16 protein-coding genes are annotated in these 18555 nt (G+C 72.5%); 11 read left to right on the forward strand and 5 right to left on the reverse strand.

The window, feature by feature from the left end; genetic code table 11:
- The first annotated feature begins 184 nt into the window (after positions 1 to 184).
- Positions 185 to 1774: a phosphoglycerate dehydrogenase gene (gene serA / locus BGK67_RS24345; RefSeq protein ID WP_069922076.1), complete on the forward strand. Its 1590-nt coding sequence runs from the start codon at positions 185 to 187 to the stop codon at positions 1772 to 1774.
- Between the two features lie 151 nt (positions 1775 to 1925).
- The gene (locus BGK67_RS24350) at positions 1926 to 2522 is read left to right on the forward strand and encodes a TetR/AcrR family transcriptional regulator (protein ID WP_069922077.1); all 597 of its coding nucleotides are present in this window, start codon (positions 1926 to 1928) and stop codon (positions 2520 to 2522) included.
- Positions 2523 to 2562: 40 nt separating this feature from the next.
- Here BGK67_RS24350 and BGK67_RS24355 read toward each other — a convergent pair whose 3' ends face one another.
- Both BGK67_RS24355 and BGK67_RS24360 read right to left on the reverse strand, forming a co-directional pair.
- Positions 2563 to 3540, reverse strand: coding sequence for an NAD(P)-dependent alcohol dehydrogenase (locus tag BGK67_RS24355; RefSeq protein ID WP_069922078.1), 978 nt, complete (start codon positions 3538 to 3540; stop codon positions 2563 to 2565).
- A 95-nt stretch (positions 3541 to 3635) separates the two neighbouring features.
- Positions 3636 to 4841, reverse strand: coding sequence for a PucR family transcriptional regulator (locus BGK67_RS24360; protein WP_069922079.1), 1206 nt, complete (start codon positions 4839 to 4841; stop codon positions 3636 to 3638).
- Between the two features lie 160 nt (positions 4842 to 5001).
- Between BGK67_RS24360 and BGK67_RS24365 the strand changes: the two genes are divergently transcribed.
- Complete coding sequence (locus tag BGK67_RS24365) at positions 5002 to 5928, forward strand: proline dehydrogenase family protein (protein WP_069922080.1); 927 nt, start codon at positions 5002 to 5004, stop codon at positions 5926 to 5928.
- 31 nt (positions 5929 to 5959) lie between these two features.
- On the forward strand, positions 5960 to 7591 hold the full coding sequence (pruA, locus tag BGK67_RS24370; protein ID WP_069922081.1) for an L-glutamate gamma-semialdehyde dehydrogenase: 1632 nt from the start codon (positions 5960 to 5962) through the stop codon (positions 7589 to 7591).
- A gap of 71 nt (positions 7592 to 7662) precedes the next feature.
- Here the strand turns inward: pruA and BGK67_RS24375 are convergent, their stop codons facing one another.
- Complete coding sequence (locus tag BGK67_RS24375; RefSeq protein WP_069922082.1) at positions 7663 to 8364, reverse strand: nitroreductase family protein; 702 nt, start codon at positions 8362 to 8364, stop codon at positions 7663 to 7665.
- A 165-nt stretch (positions 8365 to 8529) separates the two neighbouring features.
- On the opposite strand from BGK67_RS24375, the gene BGK67_RS24380 reads away from it, so the two are divergent.
- A complete protein-coding gene (locus tag BGK67_RS24380; protein ID WP_069924079.1) occupies positions 8530 to 9066 on the forward strand; it encodes a GNAT family N-acetyltransferase in 537 nt (178 codons plus the stop codon).
- 365 nt (positions 9067 to 9431) lie between these two features.
- On the opposite strand, the gene BGK67_RS24385 is transcribed toward BGK67_RS24380, so the two are convergent.
- A complete protein-coding gene (locus BGK67_RS24385) occupies positions 9432 to 10445 on the reverse strand; it encodes an NADP-dependent oxidoreductase (protein WP_069922083.1) in 1014 nt (337 codons plus the stop codon).
- Between the two features lie 99 nt (positions 10446 to 10544).
- On the opposite strand from BGK67_RS24385, the gene BGK67_RS24390 reads away from it, so the two are divergent.
- From BGK67_RS24390 to BGK67_RS24400, 4 genes are all read left to right on the forward strand, one after another.
- Complete coding sequence (locus BGK67_RS24390) at positions 10545 to 11429, forward strand: LysR family transcriptional regulator (protein WP_208948743.1); 885 nt, start codon at positions 10545 to 10547, stop codon at positions 11427 to 11429.
- Between the two features lie 260 nt (positions 11430 to 11689).
- Positions 11690 to 11821 carry a hypothetical protein gene (locus BGK67_RS40760; protein ID WP_279628693.1) on the forward strand — a complete coding sequence of 44 codons (132 nt, stop codon included), beginning with the start codon at positions 11690 to 11692 and terminating at the stop codon, positions 11819 to 11821.
- Positions 11822 to 11935: 114 nt separating this feature from the next.
- Positions 11936 to 12976 (forward strand): 3-isopropylmalate dehydrogenase, encoded by a 1041-nt coding sequence (locus BGK67_RS24395; protein WP_069922085.1) that lies wholly within the window; start codon positions 11936 to 11938, stop codon positions 12974 to 12976.
- Between the two features lie 224 nt (positions 12977 to 13200).
- Entirely contained in the window at positions 13201 to 14286 is a 1086-nt protein-coding gene (locus BGK67_RS24400) for a branched-chain amino acid aminotransferase (RefSeq protein WP_069922086.1), read from the forward strand.
- Positions 14287 to 14399: 113 nt separating this feature from the next.
- Here BGK67_RS24400 and BGK67_RS24405 read toward each other — a convergent pair whose 3' ends face one another.
- The gene (locus tag BGK67_RS24405; RefSeq protein ID WP_069922087.1) at positions 14400 to 15815 is read right to left on the reverse strand and encodes a cytosine permease; all 1416 of its coding nucleotides are present in this window, start codon (positions 15813 to 15815) and stop codon (positions 14400 to 14402) included.
- Positions 15816 to 15971: 156 nt separating this feature from the next.
- On the opposite strand from BGK67_RS24405, the gene ureA reads away from it, so the two are divergent.
- A complete protein-coding gene (gene ureA / locus BGK67_RS24410) occupies positions 15972 to 16805 on the forward strand; it encodes an urease subunit gamma (protein ID WP_244291303.1) in 834 nt (277 codons plus the stop codon).
- Between the two features lie 56 nt (positions 16806 to 16861).
- The gene (locus BGK67_RS24415; RefSeq protein WP_069924080.1) at positions 16862 to 18544 is read left to right on the forward strand and encodes an urease subunit alpha; all 1683 of its coding nucleotides are present in this window, start codon (positions 16862 to 16864) and stop codon (positions 18542 to 18544) included.
- Positions 18545 to 18555 lie beyond the last annotated feature (11 nt).

The raw sequence follows: 18555 nt of genomic DNA on the forward strand, positions 1-18555 counted from the left end.
TCCAAGGCGGCCAACCACGGACGGGTGATCCTTCCGTACAGGCGGAAATCCGGCCCGCCACCGCCACTACACTGCTCAACACAACGCGTCAGGCCCACAGTGTCGTGCGTCTTCCACGCGGCTACCCCCTCCACCGCCTGCGGCCGTCGGGACGGCCGTCCGCACTGGAACTGTGAGGACCCACGTGAGCTCGAAACCTGTCGTACTCATCGCCGAAGAGCTGTCGCCCGCCACCGTGGAGGCGCTCGGCCCCGACTTCGAGATCCGGCACTGCAACGGCGCCGACCGCGCCGAGCTGCTGCCCGCGATCGTCGACGTCGACGCGATCCTCGTCCGTTCCGCGACCAAGGTCGACGCCGAGGCCATCGCCGCCGCCAAGAAGCTGCGGGTCGTCGCCCGCGCCGGCGTCGGTCTGGACAACGTCGACGTCTCCGCCGCCACCAAGGCCGGCGTGATGGTCGTCAACGCGCCGACCTCCAACATCGTGACCGCCGCCGAGCTGGCCTGCGGCCTGCTCGTCGCCTCGGCCCGCAACATCCCGCAGGCCAACACCGCCCTGAAGAACGGCGAGTGGAAGCGGAACAAGTACACGGGCGTCGAGCTCAGCGAGAAGACCCTCGGCGTCGTCGGCCTCGGCCGCATCGGCGTACTGGTCGCGCAGCGCATGTCGGCCTTCGGTATGAAGATCGTCGCGTACGACCCCTACGTACAGCCCGCGCGCGCCGCTCAGATGGGCGTCAAGATGCTGACGCTGGACGAGCTCCTCGAGGTCGCCGACTTCATCACCGTGCACCTGCCCAAGACCCCCGAGACCCTCGGTCTCATCGGGAACGAGGCCCTGCACAAGGTGAAGCCGTCCGTCCGCATCGTCAACGCCGCCCGCGGCGGGATCGTGGACGAGGCCGCCCTGTACTCGGCCCTCAAGGAGGGCCGGGTCGCCGGCGCCGGCCTCGACGTGTACGCGAAGGAGCCCTGCACGGACTCCCCGCTGTTCGAGCTCGACCAGGTCGTCTGCACCCCGCACCTCGGCGCGTCCACGGACGAGGCCCAGGAGAAGGCCGGTATCGCCGTCGCCAAGTCGGTGCGCCTCGCGCTCGCCGGCGAGCTCGTGCCGGACGCGGTCAACGTCCAGGGCGGCGTGATCGCCGAGGACGTCCGTCCCGGCCTGCCGCTCGCCGAGAAGCTCGGCCGCATCTTCACCGCCCTCGCGGGCGAGGTCGCGGTCCGCCTCGACGTGGAGGTCTGCGGCGAGATCACCCAGCACGACGTGAAGGTGCTCGAACTCTCCGCGCTCAAGGGCGTCTTCGAGGACGTCGTCGACGAGACGGTCTCCTACGTCAACGCCCCGCTGTTCGCGCAGGAGCGCGGTGTCGAGGTGCGCCTGACCACGAGCTCGGAGTCCCCGGACCACCGCAACGTGGTGACCGTCCGCGGCACGCTCTCCGACGGCCAGGAGGTCTCGGTCTCCGGCACGCTCGCCGGCCCGAAGAACCTGCAGAAGATCGTCGGCATCGGCGAGTACGACGTGGACCTGGCGCTCGCCGACTACATGGTCGTGCTGCGCTACACCGACCGCCCGGGCGTGGTCGGCACCGTCGGCCGCGTGCTCGGCGAGGCCGGTCTGAACATCGCGGGCATGCAGGTCGCCCGTGCGGAGGAGCACGGAGAGGCGCTCGCCGTGCTGACGGTCGACGCCGAGGTCCCGGCGAACGTCCTCGCGGACATCGCCGCCGAGATCGGCGCCGTCTCGGCGCGTACGGTCAGCCTCGGCTGATCGGCGGGAACCACAGGAAGGGCCCGGGGGAGATCCCCCGGGCCCTTCCGCGTCGTACGGCTCCGAGGCTCCGGTGCCCCGATCAGAGGCCTGCTGGTGCACGCTTGTCCGTGACGCTCGTCCATGACGCCTGTCTTGTTACGGTGACGGCATGGGACATCGTGAAGACCTGCTCGAAGGCGCCAAGAAGTGCCTGGTCGAGAAGGGGTTCGTGCGCACCACGGCGCGGGACGTCGTGCAGGCCTCGGGCGCGAACCTGGCCTCCATCGGCTACCACTACGGCTCGAAGGACGCCCTGCTCGGCCAGGCCTTCACCGCCTTGACACAGGAGCTGGGAGAGGTCTTCCAGGACGGCCTGGAGGGCGAAGGCGGCTCGCTGGAGCGGTTCCGCGCGGTCTGGGAGGGGCTCCTCGCCCACCGGGAGACGGCCGGTCCGGTCTGGTCGGCGAGCCTGGAGGTCGCCCTGGCAGGCGACCGGATGCCGCAGCTGCGGGAACTGCTCGCGGCCTCGCAGGCCGAGGGGCGCCGCGACCTGGTCGCGATGCTCACCGGGACCCCGCGGGAAGAGGTCACCGAGCGGGAGGCGCGGACGCTGGGCTCCTTCTACCAGGCGCTGCTGAACGGCCTGATGGTCCAGTGGCTGCTGGATCCGAAGTCGGCGGTGGGCGCGGAGGAGTTCACCGAGGGCATGCGGGCGGCCGCGGCCGCGCTGGCGCGCCCGGAGCCCGCGGCGCGGCCCCAGCCCTAGCCCCCCGCCGGAGCACGCCACGGACCCGGGGCAAGGGCCCTCACACCGTGACGACGACCTTCGCGCGGGCGTGTTCCACTTCCAGGTAGCGGATGGCCTCGGCCGCCTCGGCGAGCGGATAGGCCCGGTCCACGACCGGGGAGAGCGCCCCGCGTTCGACGAGCTCCGCCAGCGCCTCCAGGTTCTCCCGCTTCGGCTCCGCCGTCAGGACCAGCAGCCGCCGGCGGCCGGCGAACCGGGACAGCGCCCGCCCCTTGACGATGAGCCCCATCGGCCCGAACAGGCTGCCGCCCTCCGAAACGCCGCCACCGGACAGCACCAGCGTCCCGGCCGGCGCCAGCGTCCGCCGGAGCTCGGCCAGCGAACGGTTCCCCACCAGGTCGAACACCACGTCGTAGCGCGCAGCGCCGCGGGTGAAGTCCTCGCGGGCGTAGTCCACGACACGGTCCGCGCCGAGCGCCCGGACGAGGTCCGCGTTCCTCGCGCTGCACACCCCGGTCACCTCCGCCCCGAACGCCTTGGCGAGCTGAACGGCGAACGTCCCCACCCCGCCTGACGCCCCGTTGACCAGGACCCGCTGCCCCGCCCGGACCCGCCCCAGATCGCGCAGGCCCATCAGGGCGGTGTTCCCCGCCAGCGGCAGCGCCGCGGCCTGCTCGAACGACAGGCCGGACGGCTTCGCGGCGACCACGTCCTGCGAGGCGCACACGTATTCGGCGAACGCCCCCTCGGCCTCGCCGAACACCTCGTCACCGGGGCTCAGCCGGGTCACGCCCCGGCCCACCGCCGCCACCCGGCCCGCGAAGTCCGTGCCGCGGATCCGCTGCTTCGGCCGGGTCAGCCCGAGGACCAGCCGGGCCGCGTAGGGGTCGCCCCGCATCAGGTGCCAGTCGCGGGCGTTGACGGCGGCCGCGTGGACCCGTACCAGTACCTCGTCATCGCCGACGGCCGGCTCCCCGACGTCCCTGAACTCCAACACATCGGGTGAGCCGTACCGGTCCTGGACGATCGCCTTCATCGGGCCTCCGTGGTCGACTCCCCGCGACGCTAGGCGACCGACGGCCGGCCGGACATCGGGGAAGCCCCCTAGGTGTGTTGTCCGGGAGGACGACCTCATGCCAGGCGGGCGGCCTTGAGGGCCATGTGCAGCAGGAGCCGGTCCTCGCCCTCGTCCAGGTCGAGCCCGGTCAGCTGCTCCACCCGGCCCAGCCGGTAGTACAGCGTCTGCCGGTGGATGCCCAGGGCCGCCGCGGCGCGGCCCGCCTGGCCGGCGCAGTCCAGGAACACCTCCGCGGTGCGGGCGAGTTCGCGGTGGGCCGGCCCCAGCAGGGCGCGCGTCGACGGGTCCTCCACCGGGTCGGCGGCCAGGGCCGCCAGCAGCCGGTAGGGGCCGATCTCCGCCCAGCGGGCGACGGGGCCCAGCCCGGGCTGCGCGACGGCCGCCCGGGCCGCGGCGACGGCCTGCTCCCAGGCGGCGGGCAGCTCGGACAGGGTCCGGACCGGGTCGGCCACCCCGGCCGTCGCGGGCCGCAGCCGCGGGTCCGCGGCGCCGGCCCGCGGCAGCAGCCGCTCCATCGCCGCCACCGCGGGCGCGAGTGCGTCGCCCGAGCGCAGTCGCAGCAGGACGGCCAGGGCCGGGGCGCGGCCGGGGGGCGTACGCCCCCCGGCGCCGCCGGAGCCGTCCGGGTCGCCCGGCCCGGTCCCGCCCGGGACGACGCACAGCGCCGCCGCGCCCGGCACCGACGCCGGGGGCTCCCCGGACCACGGCGCCACGCACACCGCCGCGTGCAGCCCCTCCGCGGCCCCGCCCAGGGCGGTCCGCAGCGCGGCCACCGCCATGTCCTGCTGCCAGCCCCGGGCGGCCGTGAGCACCGCCAGGAACTCCCGCGACAGGTCCGCCCCGGCCTTCGCCTCCTCGTCGAGCAGGATCCCGATGCGCTGGGCCACCTCCATGGCCGCGGCCAGCTCCGCCGGCCCCGGGCCGGGATCCTGGTCGAGGAGCCACACGTAGCCCTGCACGATGCCCCGGCGCCGTACCGGCAGGCAGATCCGCCCGCGGAAGACCCCGGCCTCGGGCGCCGCCGGGATGTGCACCGGTCCGGTGGCGCGTGCGATGCCGAAGCCCTCGAACCAGGACCGGACCGCCGGCGTGGACTGCCTGGTCAGGATCGAGCGGGTGCGTACCGGGTCCATGGCCTGGTCGTCGTCGCTGTCGTGCGCACCGAAGGCGATCAGCCGGAAATCCCGGTTCTCCAGCGTCGCCGGCGCGCCCAGCAGCGCCGAGATCTCGTCCACCAGGTCCTGGTAATCGCCCTTCACCCGGACATTCTCCCACCCCGGACCGCGCCCTTCAGACAGATGTATGAGATCCGGGACACGGATGCGTGACAGCTGTCGATGGCAGAGGATCAAACCGATCCTTAGGTTTCACGGTGGTTTTACTTGCGCTTTTCTTCTGCCACCCGCTGGAGGTGCACCCGTGCTGGGTCCCGTGATCCTCGCCGCTTCGCGCAGCGACACAATGCGTCGTATCGTCTCCGCCGCGCCGGTGACCAAGCCCGTGGTGAACCGGTTCATCCCCGGTGAGACGGTCGACCAGGTGATCCCGATCGTCGAGGAGCTCACCCGCAGCGGCCTCGAGGTCACCCTCGACGTCGTCGGCGAGGACATCACCGAGGTGGCGCAGTCGCACGCCGCCCGGGACGCCTACCTCCAGCTGATCGGTCGCCTCGAAGAGCTCGGCCTCGGCGAGACCGTCGAGATGTCCGTCAAGCTGTCGATGTTCGGCCAGGCCCTGGAGGGCGGCCACGAGCTCGCGCTCGCCAACGTCCGCCCGGTGGTCGAGGCCGCCGCCGCCATCGGCACCACCGTGACCCTCGACGCCGAGGACCACACCACCCTCGACTCGATGTTCGCCATCCACGAGGAGCTGCGCCGGGACTTCCCGCAGACCGGCTGCGTCATCCAGGCCTACCTCTTCCGCACGGAGGCCGACGCCCGCCGCCTCGCCGCCGCCGGCAGCCGCGTCCGGATCGTGAAGGGCGCCTACAAGGAGCCCGCCGAGGTCGCCTACCAGGACAAGGCCGAGATCGACAAGGCGTACGTCCGGATCATGAAGATCCTGATGGAGGGCGAGGGCTACCCGATGATCGGGTCCCACGACCCGCGGCTCATCGCCATCGGCCAGGAGCTGGCCCGCCAGGCCGGGCGCAAACTGGACGAGTACGAGTTCCAGATGCTGTACGGCATCCGCAGCGAGGAGCACCTGCGGCTCGCCGCCGAGGGCCACCGCATGCGGGTGTACACGGCGTACGGGACGGATTGGTACGGCTACTTCATGCGCCGCCTCGCGGAGAAGCCGGCCAACCTCCTGTTCTTCCTCCGCTCGATGATCACCAAGAACTAGCCAAGAACCAGGTCAAGGAGTTACCAGCCCCATGGATGCTGTGACCCAGGTCCCCGCGCCGGTCAACGAGCCGGTCCACTCGTACGCCCCCGGCAGCCCGGAGCGCACGCGGCTCGAGGTGCAGCTCAAGCAGCTGTCCGAGAACCCGATCGACCTCCCGATGACGATCAACGGCGTCAAGCGGATGGGCGGCGGCGAGCGTTTCGACGTGGTCCAGCCGCACGACCACGAGTCGGTGCTCGGCACCTACGCCAACGCCACCGAGGCCGACGCGCAGGAGGCCATCGACGCCGCCCTCGCCGCCGCCCCGGCCTGGCGCTCGATGTCCTTCGACGACCGCGCCGCGATCATCCTGCGCGCCGCCGAGCTGCTGGCCGGCCCGTGGCGCGAGAAGCTCGCCGCCTCGACCATGCTGGGCCAGTCGAAGACCGCCCAGCAGGCTGAGATCGACACCCCGTGCGAGCTCGTCGACTTCTGGCGCTTCAACGTCCACTTCGCCCGCCAGATCATGGCCGAGCAGCCGGTCGCGAACTCCGCCGGCGTGTGGAACCGCAGCGACCACCGCCCGCTCGAGGGCTTCGTCTACGCGATCACGCCGTTCAACTTCACGGCCATCGCGGGCAACCTGCCGACCGCCCCGGCCCTGATGGGCAACGTGGTCCTGTGGAAGCCGTCCCCGACGCAGACCCACTCCGCGGTCCTCCTGATGGAGCTCCTGGAGGAGGCCGGCCTGCCCAAGGGCGTCATCAACCTGGTCACCGGCGACGGCATCGCCGTCTCCGAGGTCGCCCTGAACCACCCCGAGCTGGCGGGCATCCACTTCACCGGCTCGACCAAGACGTTCCAGTACCTGTGGAAGACGGTCGGCAACAACATCGAGAAGTACAAGTCCTACCCGCGCCTGGTCGGCGAGACCGGCGGCAAGGACTTCGTCGTCGCGCACCCCTCCGCGGACCGCGCGGTCCTCAAGACCGCGCTGACCCGCGGCTCCTTCGAGTTCCAGGGCCAGAAGTGCTCGGCCTCCTCGCGCGCCTACATCCCGGCCTCGATCTGGAACGACGGCTTCAAGGAGTCCTTCGCGGCCGAGGTCGACGGCATCGCCATGGGGGACGTCCGCGACCTGACCAACTTCATCGGCGCCGTCATCGACGAGCGCTCCTTCGCGAAGAACAAGGCCGCGATCGACCGCGCCAAGGCCGACCCGACCTGCGAGATCGTCGCGGGCGGCACGTACGACGACTCGGAGGGCTACTTCGTCCGCCCGACCGTCATCGCGTGCACCGACCCTTCGAGCGAGGTCTTCACGACCGAGTACTTCGGCCCGATCCTCGCCGTGCACGTCTACGAGGACGCCGAGTTCGACGCGATGCTGGCCCAGATGGAGTCCGTCTCGGCGTACGCCCTGACCGGCTCGGTCATCGCGGCGGACCGCTACGCGGTGGCGGACGCGATGGAGAAGCTCCGCTTCGCGGCGGGCAACTTCTACATCAACGACAAGTCCACCGGCGCCGTCGTCGGCCAGCAGCCCTTCGGCGGCGGCCGCGCCTCCGGCACCAACGACAAGGCGGGCGCCGCGACCAACCTGCAGCGCTGGACCTCGACCCGCTCCATCAAGGAGACCCTGGTCGCGCCGACCGAGTACGGCTACCCCCACATGGGCTGATCCGGCCCCGCTGAACCCCGCCCCCGCTCCGGTACCCCCAAGTCCGGAGCGGGGGCGGTCCCGGTTCCGGGCTAGACCTCGACGATGACCTGGTCCAGCGACTTGCGGACCAGGTCCGGGACCTCGCAGTCGGCCGCGGGGTAGCCGACCGGGATGACCGCGAAGGCCTTCTCGTTCTCCGGGCGGCCCAGGACCCGGGAGAGGAAGCGCATCGGGCTCGGCGTGTGGATCAGGGCCGCCAGGCCCGACAGGTGGAGTGCGGACAGGAGCATCCCGACCGCGATGCCGACCGACTCGTCGACGTAGTAGTGCTTGTGCTTGGCGCCGTCCGGGCCGAGCCAGTAGCGCTGCTGGAAGACCACGATCAGCGCCGGGGCGTCCGTGAGGTGGGTCTTCACGGCGTCCGTGCCGAGGGGGCGCAGGGCCGCGAGCCACTCGTCGCCGAGCCGGCCGTCGTACGAGAGCGCCTCCTCCTGCTCGGCGGCGGCCCGGATCTGCCGGCGCACCGCCGGATCCTTGACCAGGACGAAGGTCCAGGGCTGCTGGTGCGCCCCGGAGGGGGCGGTCGCGGCGCACGCGACCGCGTCCCGGACGACCTGTTCGGGCACCGGGTCGGGGGAGAAGTGCCGTACGGTCCGCCGCTCGTCCATGCGGGCCCGCAACTCGGCGGCCCGGGCGAGCGATTCGCCGCTCGCCATCCGCTCGGGCCGGTAGGGGGCGGGACGGTACGGCTGGCCGTGGATCGGGGTCCACTGCTGGGTATCGGGCGACATGCGGCGAGTCTGCCGAGGCAATGGTCCAGACCGCCAGAGCCGTGTCGGCCGATTCCGGCCGGCGGACGGCGCCCGGCGTCCGCAATGCGGTCCTTGGTACGGTCGCGGGACGAGCGCGAGGGGCGGGCCCCGGGCACGCTCGTGCCCGCCGAACAGGGAGCGGTGATGGACACGAGGACCGCGCACACGTCCGACCTGGCGGAGCAGGAGCTCACGGAGGTCCGGGAGCTGCTGGACGCCGCCTTCGAGGGCGACTTCGGCGCCGAAGACTTCGAGCACGCGCTCGGCGGCATGCACGTCCTGCTCCGCGAGGGCGGGCGGCTCGTCGCGCACGGGAGCGTCGTGCAGCGCCGGGTGCTGGCCGGGGGACGGGCGCTGCGGACCGGGTACGTCGAGGCGGGCGCCGTACGGGCCGGCCACAGGCGGCGCGGGCTGGGCGGGCGGGTCGTGGCCGAGCTGGAACGGATCATCGCGCGGGCGTACGTCCTCGGGGCGCTGTCGGCGTCCGAGGACGGGGCCGGGCTGTACGAGGGCCGCGGGTGGCGGGTGTGGGGCGGGCGGATCGGGGTCCTCGGGCTCGGCGGTCCCGAGCGGCTCCCCGAGGAGGAGGGCAGCACCTATCTGTGGGTGCCGCCCGGCGGCGCCCTGCCGGACCCCGCCGGGCGACTCGACTTCGACTGGCGCGACGGGGACGTGCTGTAGGGGGCCTGGGTCAGGCCCGAGACGCTCGGGGCGCCCGACTCGATGCGACCCGTGTAGCGGCGCGACCAGGTGCCGTCGGAGGCGGCCAGGACCGTGAAGCCGTCCCAGCCGCCGCTGTACGCCACCGCTTGAAGCGGTCCTCGGCCAGGAGCCGGCCGGGACCGCCTGCGCCGGCAGGGCGTTGTCCTGCGGCACCGGGTCACCCGTCACCTTGCAGCGCCAGGCGCTGATGTTCGGACAGGCGGCCGTGGTCCCGAGGGCGGCCGTCCACGTAGCACCGAGGTGTGGTCGAAGACCTCCGAGCTCACCCGGTCAAAGGTCACATCCGGGCGGTAAGAAGTCGGTGAACACGCGGGTGGCCGGATTCATCCGTCGAGACGGACGAGCATCTTGCCCACATTGTCCCCGTGGAGCATGCCGAGAAAGGCGTCCACCGTGCGGTCGAACCCCCGCACCACGGTGGTATCGGTACCGATCCGCCCACTGCGCAGATGCGGGACGAGGAACTCCTCGAGCTCCTCCTGCAGATGGGTGTGATGGCGAACCAACACCCCCTCCAAGCGCAGCGATTTGTGGACGACCTCGAAGAGGTTGCGGGGCGCGGCGGGGGAGCGGTCGCCGTTGTACGTCGAGATGGCGCCGACCCAGGCGATCCGCCCGTACTCGCGCAGCGCCTCGATGGCGCCTTCCAGATGGCCGCCGCCGACGTTGTCCACGTAGACGTCGATGCCGTCCGGCGCCGCCTGGGCGAGCTGCTCGCCGACGGGGCCGTCGTGGTAATCGAAGGCCGCGTCGAATCCGAGCCGCCCGGTGAGGTGGCGGACCTTGGCCGCCGAGCCCGCGCTGCCGATGATCCGGCGGGCGCCTAGCAGCCGGGCGATGCGGCCGGCGGCCGTGCCGACCCCGCCCGCCGCGGCGGAGACGAACAGGTCCTCGCCCTCCTGCAGGTCCGCGGTGCGGGTCAGGGCGGCGTACGCGGTGAGGCCGGTGCCGCCGAGGAGGGACAGGTACGCCTCCAGCGGGACCCCCTCGTGGACCCGCAGCCTGCGGGTTCCCGCCGCGCCGAGGGTGACGAGGGCGTGCGTGCGCCAGCCCTCGCGGTGGAAGACCAGGTCGCCCTCGGCCAGGCCCGGGTCGCGCGAGGCGATCACACGGCCGACCGAGCGCCCCTCCAGCGGGGCGTTCAGCTCGAAGCCCCCCTCGCCGCCGTCCATCAGCCCGCGGTGGTACGGGTCCACGGAGAGCAGGAGGTTCTCCACCAGGGCGGTCCCCGGGACCGGTTCCGGGACGGGGAAGGAGGCGAAGGCGAACTCGGCGGCGGTGGGGAAGTCGGTGGGGCGGGCGATCTGGTGGACGGCGTGAGCGGTGTTCGGGGTCATGGCGCAGACGCTAGGAAGGAATCTCCCGGCCGGGCAGGGGGTTGCGCTCATGGAAGCCGCACATGCATGAATGACGCTCATGGAACGAGGTGGGGGCCGGTGTCCGAGCTCCTCCCGCAGGAACTGCGGGTCCTGGTCGCCGTCGCCGAGTCCGGCGGGTTCTCCGCCGCGGCCGCCGCGCTCGGACTCACCCAGTCGGCCGTATCGCACTCCGTGCGCGGCAGCGAGGCCAAGCTCGGGGCGGTGCTCTTCGTGCGCGGCCGGAGCGGGGCCTCGCCCACCCCGGCGGGGGAGCGGGCCATCGGCCACGCCCGCCGGATCCTGCGGCTGTACGAGGTCATGGGCGCGGAGGTGCGCGGCACGGGGCGGTCCGCGCCGGGCGGTGACGGGCTGACGGGCGTGCTCCGGATCGCTGCGTTCCGCAGCGCGGCCCTGCACCTGCTGCCGCCCGCCCTGGAGCGGCTCACGGCCCGGCACCCGGGGCTCCGCCCCGAGGTCCGGGTGGTGCGCGAACTCGGCGCCGGCACGGCCGGGGAGGTGGCCGCCGGCCGCGCCGACCTGGGGATCGCCACCCTGGGCGGGCCGGACGAGACGCCGCCCGGCCTGCTGACCGGGGTGCTCGCCGAGGAGGCGTACGCGCTGGTCCACCCGGCCGGGCACCCGGACCCGAAGGCACTGCCCCTGCTGGACTGGGACGAGAACTGCGGCTCCTACACCCGGGCCTGGTGGCGGGAGCAGGACTGGATCCCGCGGGCCACCGTCAAGGCCGAGGACGACGGGATGGTGCTGACGATGGTCGGCCGCGGGCTCGGCATGGCCATCCTGCCGGAGCTGTCGCTGCGCGAGGCCGGCGAGGCCGTGCAGATCACCGATCTGGGGCCGCGGAGGCCGCTGAGACGGGTGGGATACGTCACCACCCCGGAATCCGCCGCTTCTCTCGCCGTACGGGCTCTGATCAGGGAACTCCGCTCGGAGAAGGGCTGAACCGGACCTCCGGGAGGAGGTTTTCCGAGGGGTTCGGCGTCTCAGATAGTAGGAAGTCCGAGTAATTGCGGAGACATACAGCCGGACCTGCCCTAGCTTTGTAGGAGCCGAACGTCTCGCCGATCAGGCGAATGGTGGTCGAGAGCGCGCGCCCCCGGCAGGCAACCCCTGCGGCGCACTGCTCCCCGCCTCTTCCGGCGCCTTGAAGGAACCCCTCATCCGTGGCCCCGCCACGCCGTGATCTCAAGGAGTCGATCCACATGACCCCCACCACCGCCGCCGTCCGCCGCGTCCGCCACTCCTCCACCGCCGACGCCGACCGCCGCAACGCCGCCGCCGCGCTCCAGCGGGCCCTCGACCGCCGTGACAACGGCGGAGCGACCGGCCACTGAGTACGGCCGGACATCCGTCCGGCACGGCACGACGCCCGGACATGTTGCGTCCCCATTGGTCCAGATGCTGGACGCAATATGTCTGAGGGCTGATACACGGAGTACGGTTTCGCCATGTCGACCAGCATCAATCTCGCAGTGATCCCCGGTGATGGCATCGGCCAGGAAGTCGTGGCTCAGGGACTCAAGGTCCTTACCGCGGTCCTGCCCCAGGATGTGAAGCTGGAGACCAGGCCGTACGACCTCGGCGCCCAGCGCTGGCACCGCACCGGTGAGACCCTCCCGGACGCGGAGCTCGAGGCGCTCAAGCACCACGACGCGATTCTGCTGGGCGCCATCGGCGACCCCTCGGTCCCGTCCGGCGTGCTGGAGCGCGGGCTGCTGCTCAAGCTCCGCTTCGCCTTCGACCACTTCATCAACCTGCGCCCGTCGAAGCTCTTCCCGAACACGGCCACCCCGCTGGCCGGCCGTCCGGAGATCGACTTCGTCGTGGTCCGCGAGGGCACGGAAGGCCCGTACACCGGCAACGGCGGCAGCCTGCGCACCGGCACCCCCGCCGAGGTGGCCACCGAGGTCAGCGTCAACACCGCCTACGGCGTGGAGCGCGTCGTCCGCGACGCGTACGAGCGGGCCAACGCCCGCCCCCGCAAGAAGCTGACGCTGGTGCACAAGAACAACGTCCTCGTGTACGCGGGCCACCTGTGGAAGAACACCTTCGACAAGGTCGGCCAGGAGTACCCCGAGGTCACCACCGACTACCTGCACGTCGACGCCGCGACGATCTTCTTCGTCACCCAGCCCGAGCGCTTCGACGTCATCGTCACGGACAACCTCTTCGGTGACATCCTCACCGATCTGGCCGCCGCCGTGACCGGCGGGATCGGCCTGGCCGCCTCCGGGAACATCAACCCGACCGGCGCCTTCCCGTCCATGTTCGAGCCCGTCCACGGCTCCGCCCCGGACATCGCCGGCACCGGAAAGGCCGACCCGACCGCGACGATCCTCTCGGTCGCCCTCCTGCTGCGCCACCTGGGCTACGAGGCCCAGGCCGTCCGCATCGAGGACGCGGTCTCGGCCGACCTCGCGGAGCGCGACGGAACCTTCCGCTCCACCGACGCGATCGGCGACGCCCTGGCCGCGCGCGTAGCCGGCTGACCCGGCAGCACCACTCCAGGAAGCCGTCGGGTCACAACGGGACCCGGCGGCTTTTCCTGTGCGGCCCCGGGTGCCACCATCTCCCCTGGGCCGCTACCCCGCTTCTCCGAAGCCGCTCCGCGCGCGATAATCGAACGCGAGGCCGCGGAATGCGGGGAAGCTCGGACGTCCTAGTACGCCGTGAGCGCGGTCCGCCATACACAACCGGTGAAGGACAAGCACTCATGACGACGCCCACGATCGAGCTCAAGCCCTCCTCGAACCCGCTGTCCGACGCGGAGCGCGAGGCGATCCTGGCCAGCCCCGGCTTCGGCCGCCACTTCACCGACCACATGGTCACGATCAAGTGGACCGAGGGCCGCGGCTGGCACGACGCCGAGCTGGTCCCGTACGCGCCGCTGTCGATCGACCCGGCGAACATGACGCTGCACTACGCGCAGACGATCTTCGAGGGGCTCAAGGCCTACCGCCAGCCCGACGGCTCCGTCGCCACCTTCCGCCCGCACGCCAACGCCGAGCGCTTCCAGGCCTCCGCGCGGCGCATGGCCATGCCGGAGCTGCCGGCCGAGCTGTTCATCGAGGCCTGCGACGCCCTCATCCAGCAGGACCGCGCCTGGGTTCCGGACTCCGGCGAGGCCTCCCTGTACCTGCGGCCGTTCATGTTCGCCTCCGAGGTCGGCCTTGGCGTCCGCCCGGCCAACGAGTTCCTCTTCATCGTCATCGCCTCGCCCGCCGGCGCGTACTTCCCCGGCGGCGTCAAGCCCGTCTCCGTCTGGCTCTCCGAGGAGTACGTCCGCGCGGTCAAGGGCGGCACCGGCGCGGCCAAGACCGGCGGCAACTACGCCGCGTCCCTGGTCGCCCAGGCCCAGGCCGCCTCGCACGGCTGCGACCAGGTGGTCTGGCTCGACGCCGTCGAGCACCGCTGGATCGAGGAGATGGGCGGGATGAACCTGTACTTCGTGTACGGCGACCGCATCGTCACCCCGGAGCTCACCGGCTCGCTCCTGCCCGGCATCACCCGCGACTCCCTCCTCACCATCGCCCGAGACCTCGGCTACACCGCCGAAGAGGGCCGGATCACCACCGAGGACTGGCAGCGCGACAACGCCGACGGCACCCTCACCGAGGTGTTCGCCTGCGGCACCGCCGCCGTCATCACCCCGGTCGGCTCGGTCAAGTCCGAGCGCGCCGACTGGGTGCAGGGCGACGGGCAGCCCGGCCCGGTCACCATGCGGCTGCGCAAGGCCCTCCTGGAACTCCAGACCGGCCACGCCGCCGACACCCATGGCTGGATGCACCCGCTCGGCTGATCCGGCGTTGCACCGCCGCGTACGGACGAAGGCCCGCGCTCCCGACAGTGGAGCGCGGGCCTCCGCGTTCAGGGGGCGGGGCGGCGCGGCGGCGCGGCCGAGCCGCCCGCGGCTCAGGCCGTCGCCGGCTCCTCGGCCGGGACGGCCGCCGGGGAGGTGCGGGCGGTCAGGGCCGCGTAGACGAGCCCGCCCGCCAGGCCGGAGAGGACGAAGGAGCAGTCCACGCCACCGGTCAGGGCGAGCAGCGGGCCCTCGTAGAACGGGGTGGCCACGGAGAGCAGACCGACCCCCGCGCCGATGGCCCACGAGGCGGTGGCGGCCGTGTTCCACCCGCCGCGGTACCAGTAGGCCCCGCCCACCGAGCGCCGGTTGAAGACCTGGAGGGCGTCGGCGTCGTACCGGCCCTTGCAGCGCAGGTGGCCGATGAGCGTGATCACGGCCCACGGGGTGCCGAGCGCGGTCAGCAGCAGGACGAAGGAGGTCATCGCCGCCTGCACGTCCCACTCGAAGGAGCCGACGAAGACGAAGGCGGTGGCGACGGCCGCGGCGATCACGGTCGCCGTGGTGCGGGTGGCCCGGGGGACGATCGCGTCGAGGTCGAGCCCCATGGAGTAGAGCATCAGCCCGGCGTTGCCCACCGAGCCGGCGGCCGCCGCGGCGAGCAGCGGGAGCAGGTACCAGAACGGGGCGGCCTCGACCAGCGGCCCCGCGTAGTCGGCCCCGGCCCGGGCGGCGAGCGCGGTGAAGGTGCCGAAGAGCTGCGGTACCAGCAGCCCGACGAGCAGGCCGAGGCCGGTGGCCCCGAGGACCTTGCGGGAGCTGTGCCGGCGCGGGGAGATGTAGCGGGTGTAGTCGCCGAGCAGGGTGATGAAGGCGACGGGCCCGCTGAGGCCGGCCGCGACGGCGGCGAGCAGCCAGGTCGACCAGAAGGAGCCGAGCAGGTACTCGGTGTCCGGCGGCGCGGCGGTGGTGAACTCGGGGGCGTACGCGAAGACGCCGACGGCGAGCAGGAGCACCATGCCGACGGACAGCACCTTGCTCATGCGCAGCAGCAGCCGGTAGCCGAAGACGGCCGCGACGACGGTGCAGGCGGCCAGCAGCCCGTACATCGCCCCCCGGGAGACACCGGTGTCCGGCAGCCCGGTGAGCCGCGACAGCACGCCGACCATCACGTCGCCGCCGATCCACAGGGTGAGCGCGGTGTAGCCGAGCGACAGCAGCAGGCCGACGACCGAGCCGACGAGGCGGCCGCGCACGCCGAACTGGGCGCCGCTGGAGGTGGAGAGGTTGGTGGCGGTCCGCAGGGAGACCAGCGCCAGCGGCGCGGTGAAGGCGATGCCGACGAGGGTGCCGGTCACGATGGCGGTGACGGAGGGCCACAGACCGAGCCCGAAGGACGGGGGAAGCCAGCCGAACACGATCACGCCAAGGCAGAGGTTGGAGCCGAGCAGGATCGCGATCAGGTCACGCGGGCCACTCGTCCGCTCCTCCTCGGGGATGGTGTCGACTCCGCGCTGTTCGATGGGCATAGGGGGACTCCCTTGCAGGGCGGGGGGTGGTTCCGCTTCTCTTTGAGCGACACTCAATGTGACCTAGGGCCTGGTCCCAGGTCAATGCTTCATTGACTGGAAATGAAGAGTTAGAGTGATGCTCTAACCCATCGACTGAAGAGGTGGTGGATCGGCGTGCGGCTGACCCCTACGGAGCGCGACCGGCTGCTGCTCCGCAGCGCGGCGGAACTGGCCAGGGCCCGGCGGGCCCGGGGCCTGAGGCTCAACGTCCCGGAGGCCACCGCGCTGATCGCGGACACGGTCTGCGAGGCCGCGCGCGACGGCAAGCGGCTCGCGGAGGCCATCGAGGAGGCCCGCGGCGTGCTGGGCCCCGGCGACGTCCTGCCGGGCGTGGCCGACGTGGTGACCGAGGTGCACGTGGAGGCCGTCTTCGACGACGGCTCCCGGCTCGCGGTGGTCTCGTCCCCCATCCAGGGCGCGGTGCCGCTCGGCGACGACGCCCCCGGGGCGGTCGTCCCCGGCCCCGGCGTGCCCCAGCCCGAACCGGTGCTGCACCTGCGCGTGCGCAACACCGCCCCCGTGCCGGTGAGCGTCACCTCCCACTTCCACTTCTTCGAGGCCAACCCCCGCCTCGACTTCGACCGCGCCGCGGCCTACGGGATGCGGCTGTGCGTCCCGGCGGGCTCCTCCGTACGGTTCGACCCGCACGGCGAGGGCGAGGTCGGGCTCGTCCCGATCGGCGGCGACCGCATCGCGATCGGCTTCGCGGGCCTGGTCGACGGCCCCCTCGACGCGCCCGGGGCCAAGGCGCTCGCGCTGGCCCGGGCCGAGGCGTGCGGCTACCTGGGCGCCTCCGCCGAGGGCCCGGCCGCCGAGGGCCCGGCCGCCCCGGGTGCCGGCCCGTCGGGTACCGGCCCGTCGGGCATCGACCCGGCTCCCCCCACCCCCCACGCCGGACCGGCCGGACAGGCCGACGGCACCGAGCGAGCGGACGGAGCGCAGGCGTGAGCAGGCAGACCCCGCACAGCGACCACAGCGCACACTGCGCGCCGGGCAGCCGGCACATCGACCCGCAGGAGTACGCCTCCGTCTTCGGCCCCCGCGCCGGCGACCGGGTGCGGCTCGGCGACTCCGGGCTCACCGTCCGGGTCGAGCACGACGCCCAGAAGCCCGGCGACGAGTTCCTGGCCGGATTCGGCAAGACCGCCCGCGACGGCCTGCACCTGAAGGCGGCCGCCGTCCGCGAGACCTGCGACGTCGTGATCAGCAACGTCCTGGTGATCGACGCCGTCCTCGGCATCCGCAAGGTCTCCATCGGCATCCGCGAGGGCCGCATCCACGCCATCGGCCGGGCCGGCAACCCGGACACCCTCGACGGGGTCGACGTGGTCGTCGGCACGGGCACCTCGATCGTCTCCGGCGAGGGCCTGATCGCCACCGCCGGAGCCGTCGACACCCACGTGCACCTGCTGTCCCCGCGCATCATGGAGGCCTCGCTCGCCGCGGGCGTCACCACGGTCATCGGCCAGGAGTTCGGCCCGGTCTGGGGCGTCGGCGTCAACTCCCCGTGGGCGCTGAAGCACGCCTTCAACGCCTTCGACGCCTGGCCCGTCAACATCGGCTTCCTGGCCCGCGGCTCCTCCTCGGACGGCGCCCCGCTGGTCGAGGCGCTCGCCGAGGGCGGCGCCTGCGGCTTCAAGGTCCACGAGGACATGGGCGCCCACACCCGCGCCCTGGACACCGCCCTGCGGGTGGCCGAGGAGTACGACGTACAGGTCGCCCTGCACAGCGACGGCCTCAACGAGTGCCTCTCCGTCGAGGACACCCTGCGGGTGCTGGAGGGCCGGACCATCCACGCCTTCCACATCGAGGGCTGCGGCGGCGGGCACGTGCCGAACGTGCTCAAGATGGCGGGCGTGCCGAACGTCATCGGCTCCTCCACCAACCCCACGCTGCCCTTCGGCCGGGACGCGGTCGCCGAGCACTACGGCATGATCGTCTCTGTCCACGACCTCAAGCCGGACCTCCCGGGCGACGCCGCCATGGCCCGCGACCGGATCCGCGCCGGCACCATGGGGGCCGAGGACGTCCTGCACGACCTCGGCGCGATCGGCATCACCTCCTCCGACGCCCAGGGCATGGGCCGCGCGGGCGAGACCATCCGCCGCACCTTCGCCATGGCCGCCAAGATGAAGGGCGAGCTCGGTCCGCTGGAAGGCGACGGCGAGGGCGACGACAACGCCCGCGTCCTGCGCTACATGGCCAAGCTGACCATCAATCCGGCCATCGCCCACGGCCTCGCCCACGAGATCGGCTCCATCGAGGTCGGCAAGCTCGCCGACATCGTCCTGTGGCGCCCGCAGTTCTTCGGCGCCAAGCCGCAGCTGGTGCTCAAGTCCGGCTTCCCGGCGTACGGGGTCACCGGCGATCCCAACGCGGCCACCGACACCTGTGAACCGCTGGTCCTCGGCCCGCAGTTCGGCTCGTACGGGGCCACCGCCGCCGACATCTCCGTCGCCTTCGTCTCGGCCGCCGCGGCCGCCCTCGGCGGCGACGAGATGCCGACCCGCCGGCGCCGCGTCGCCGTCCGCGGCACCCGCGGCATCGGCCCGGGGGACCTGCTCCTCAACTCCCGGGTGGGCGCGGTCGATGTGGACGCGCGCAGCGGCCTGGTCTCCCTCGACGGGGAACCGCTGCGCTCCGAAGCCGCCGAATCGGTCTCCCTGAACCGCCTGTACTTCCTGTAAGGACTTCCCTG

The sequence above is a fragment of the Streptomyces subrutilus genome (assembly GCF_001746425.1).
Classification (GTDB): Bacteria; Actinomycetota; Actinomycetes; order Streptomycetales; family Streptomycetaceae; genus Streptomyces; species Streptomyces subrutilus_A.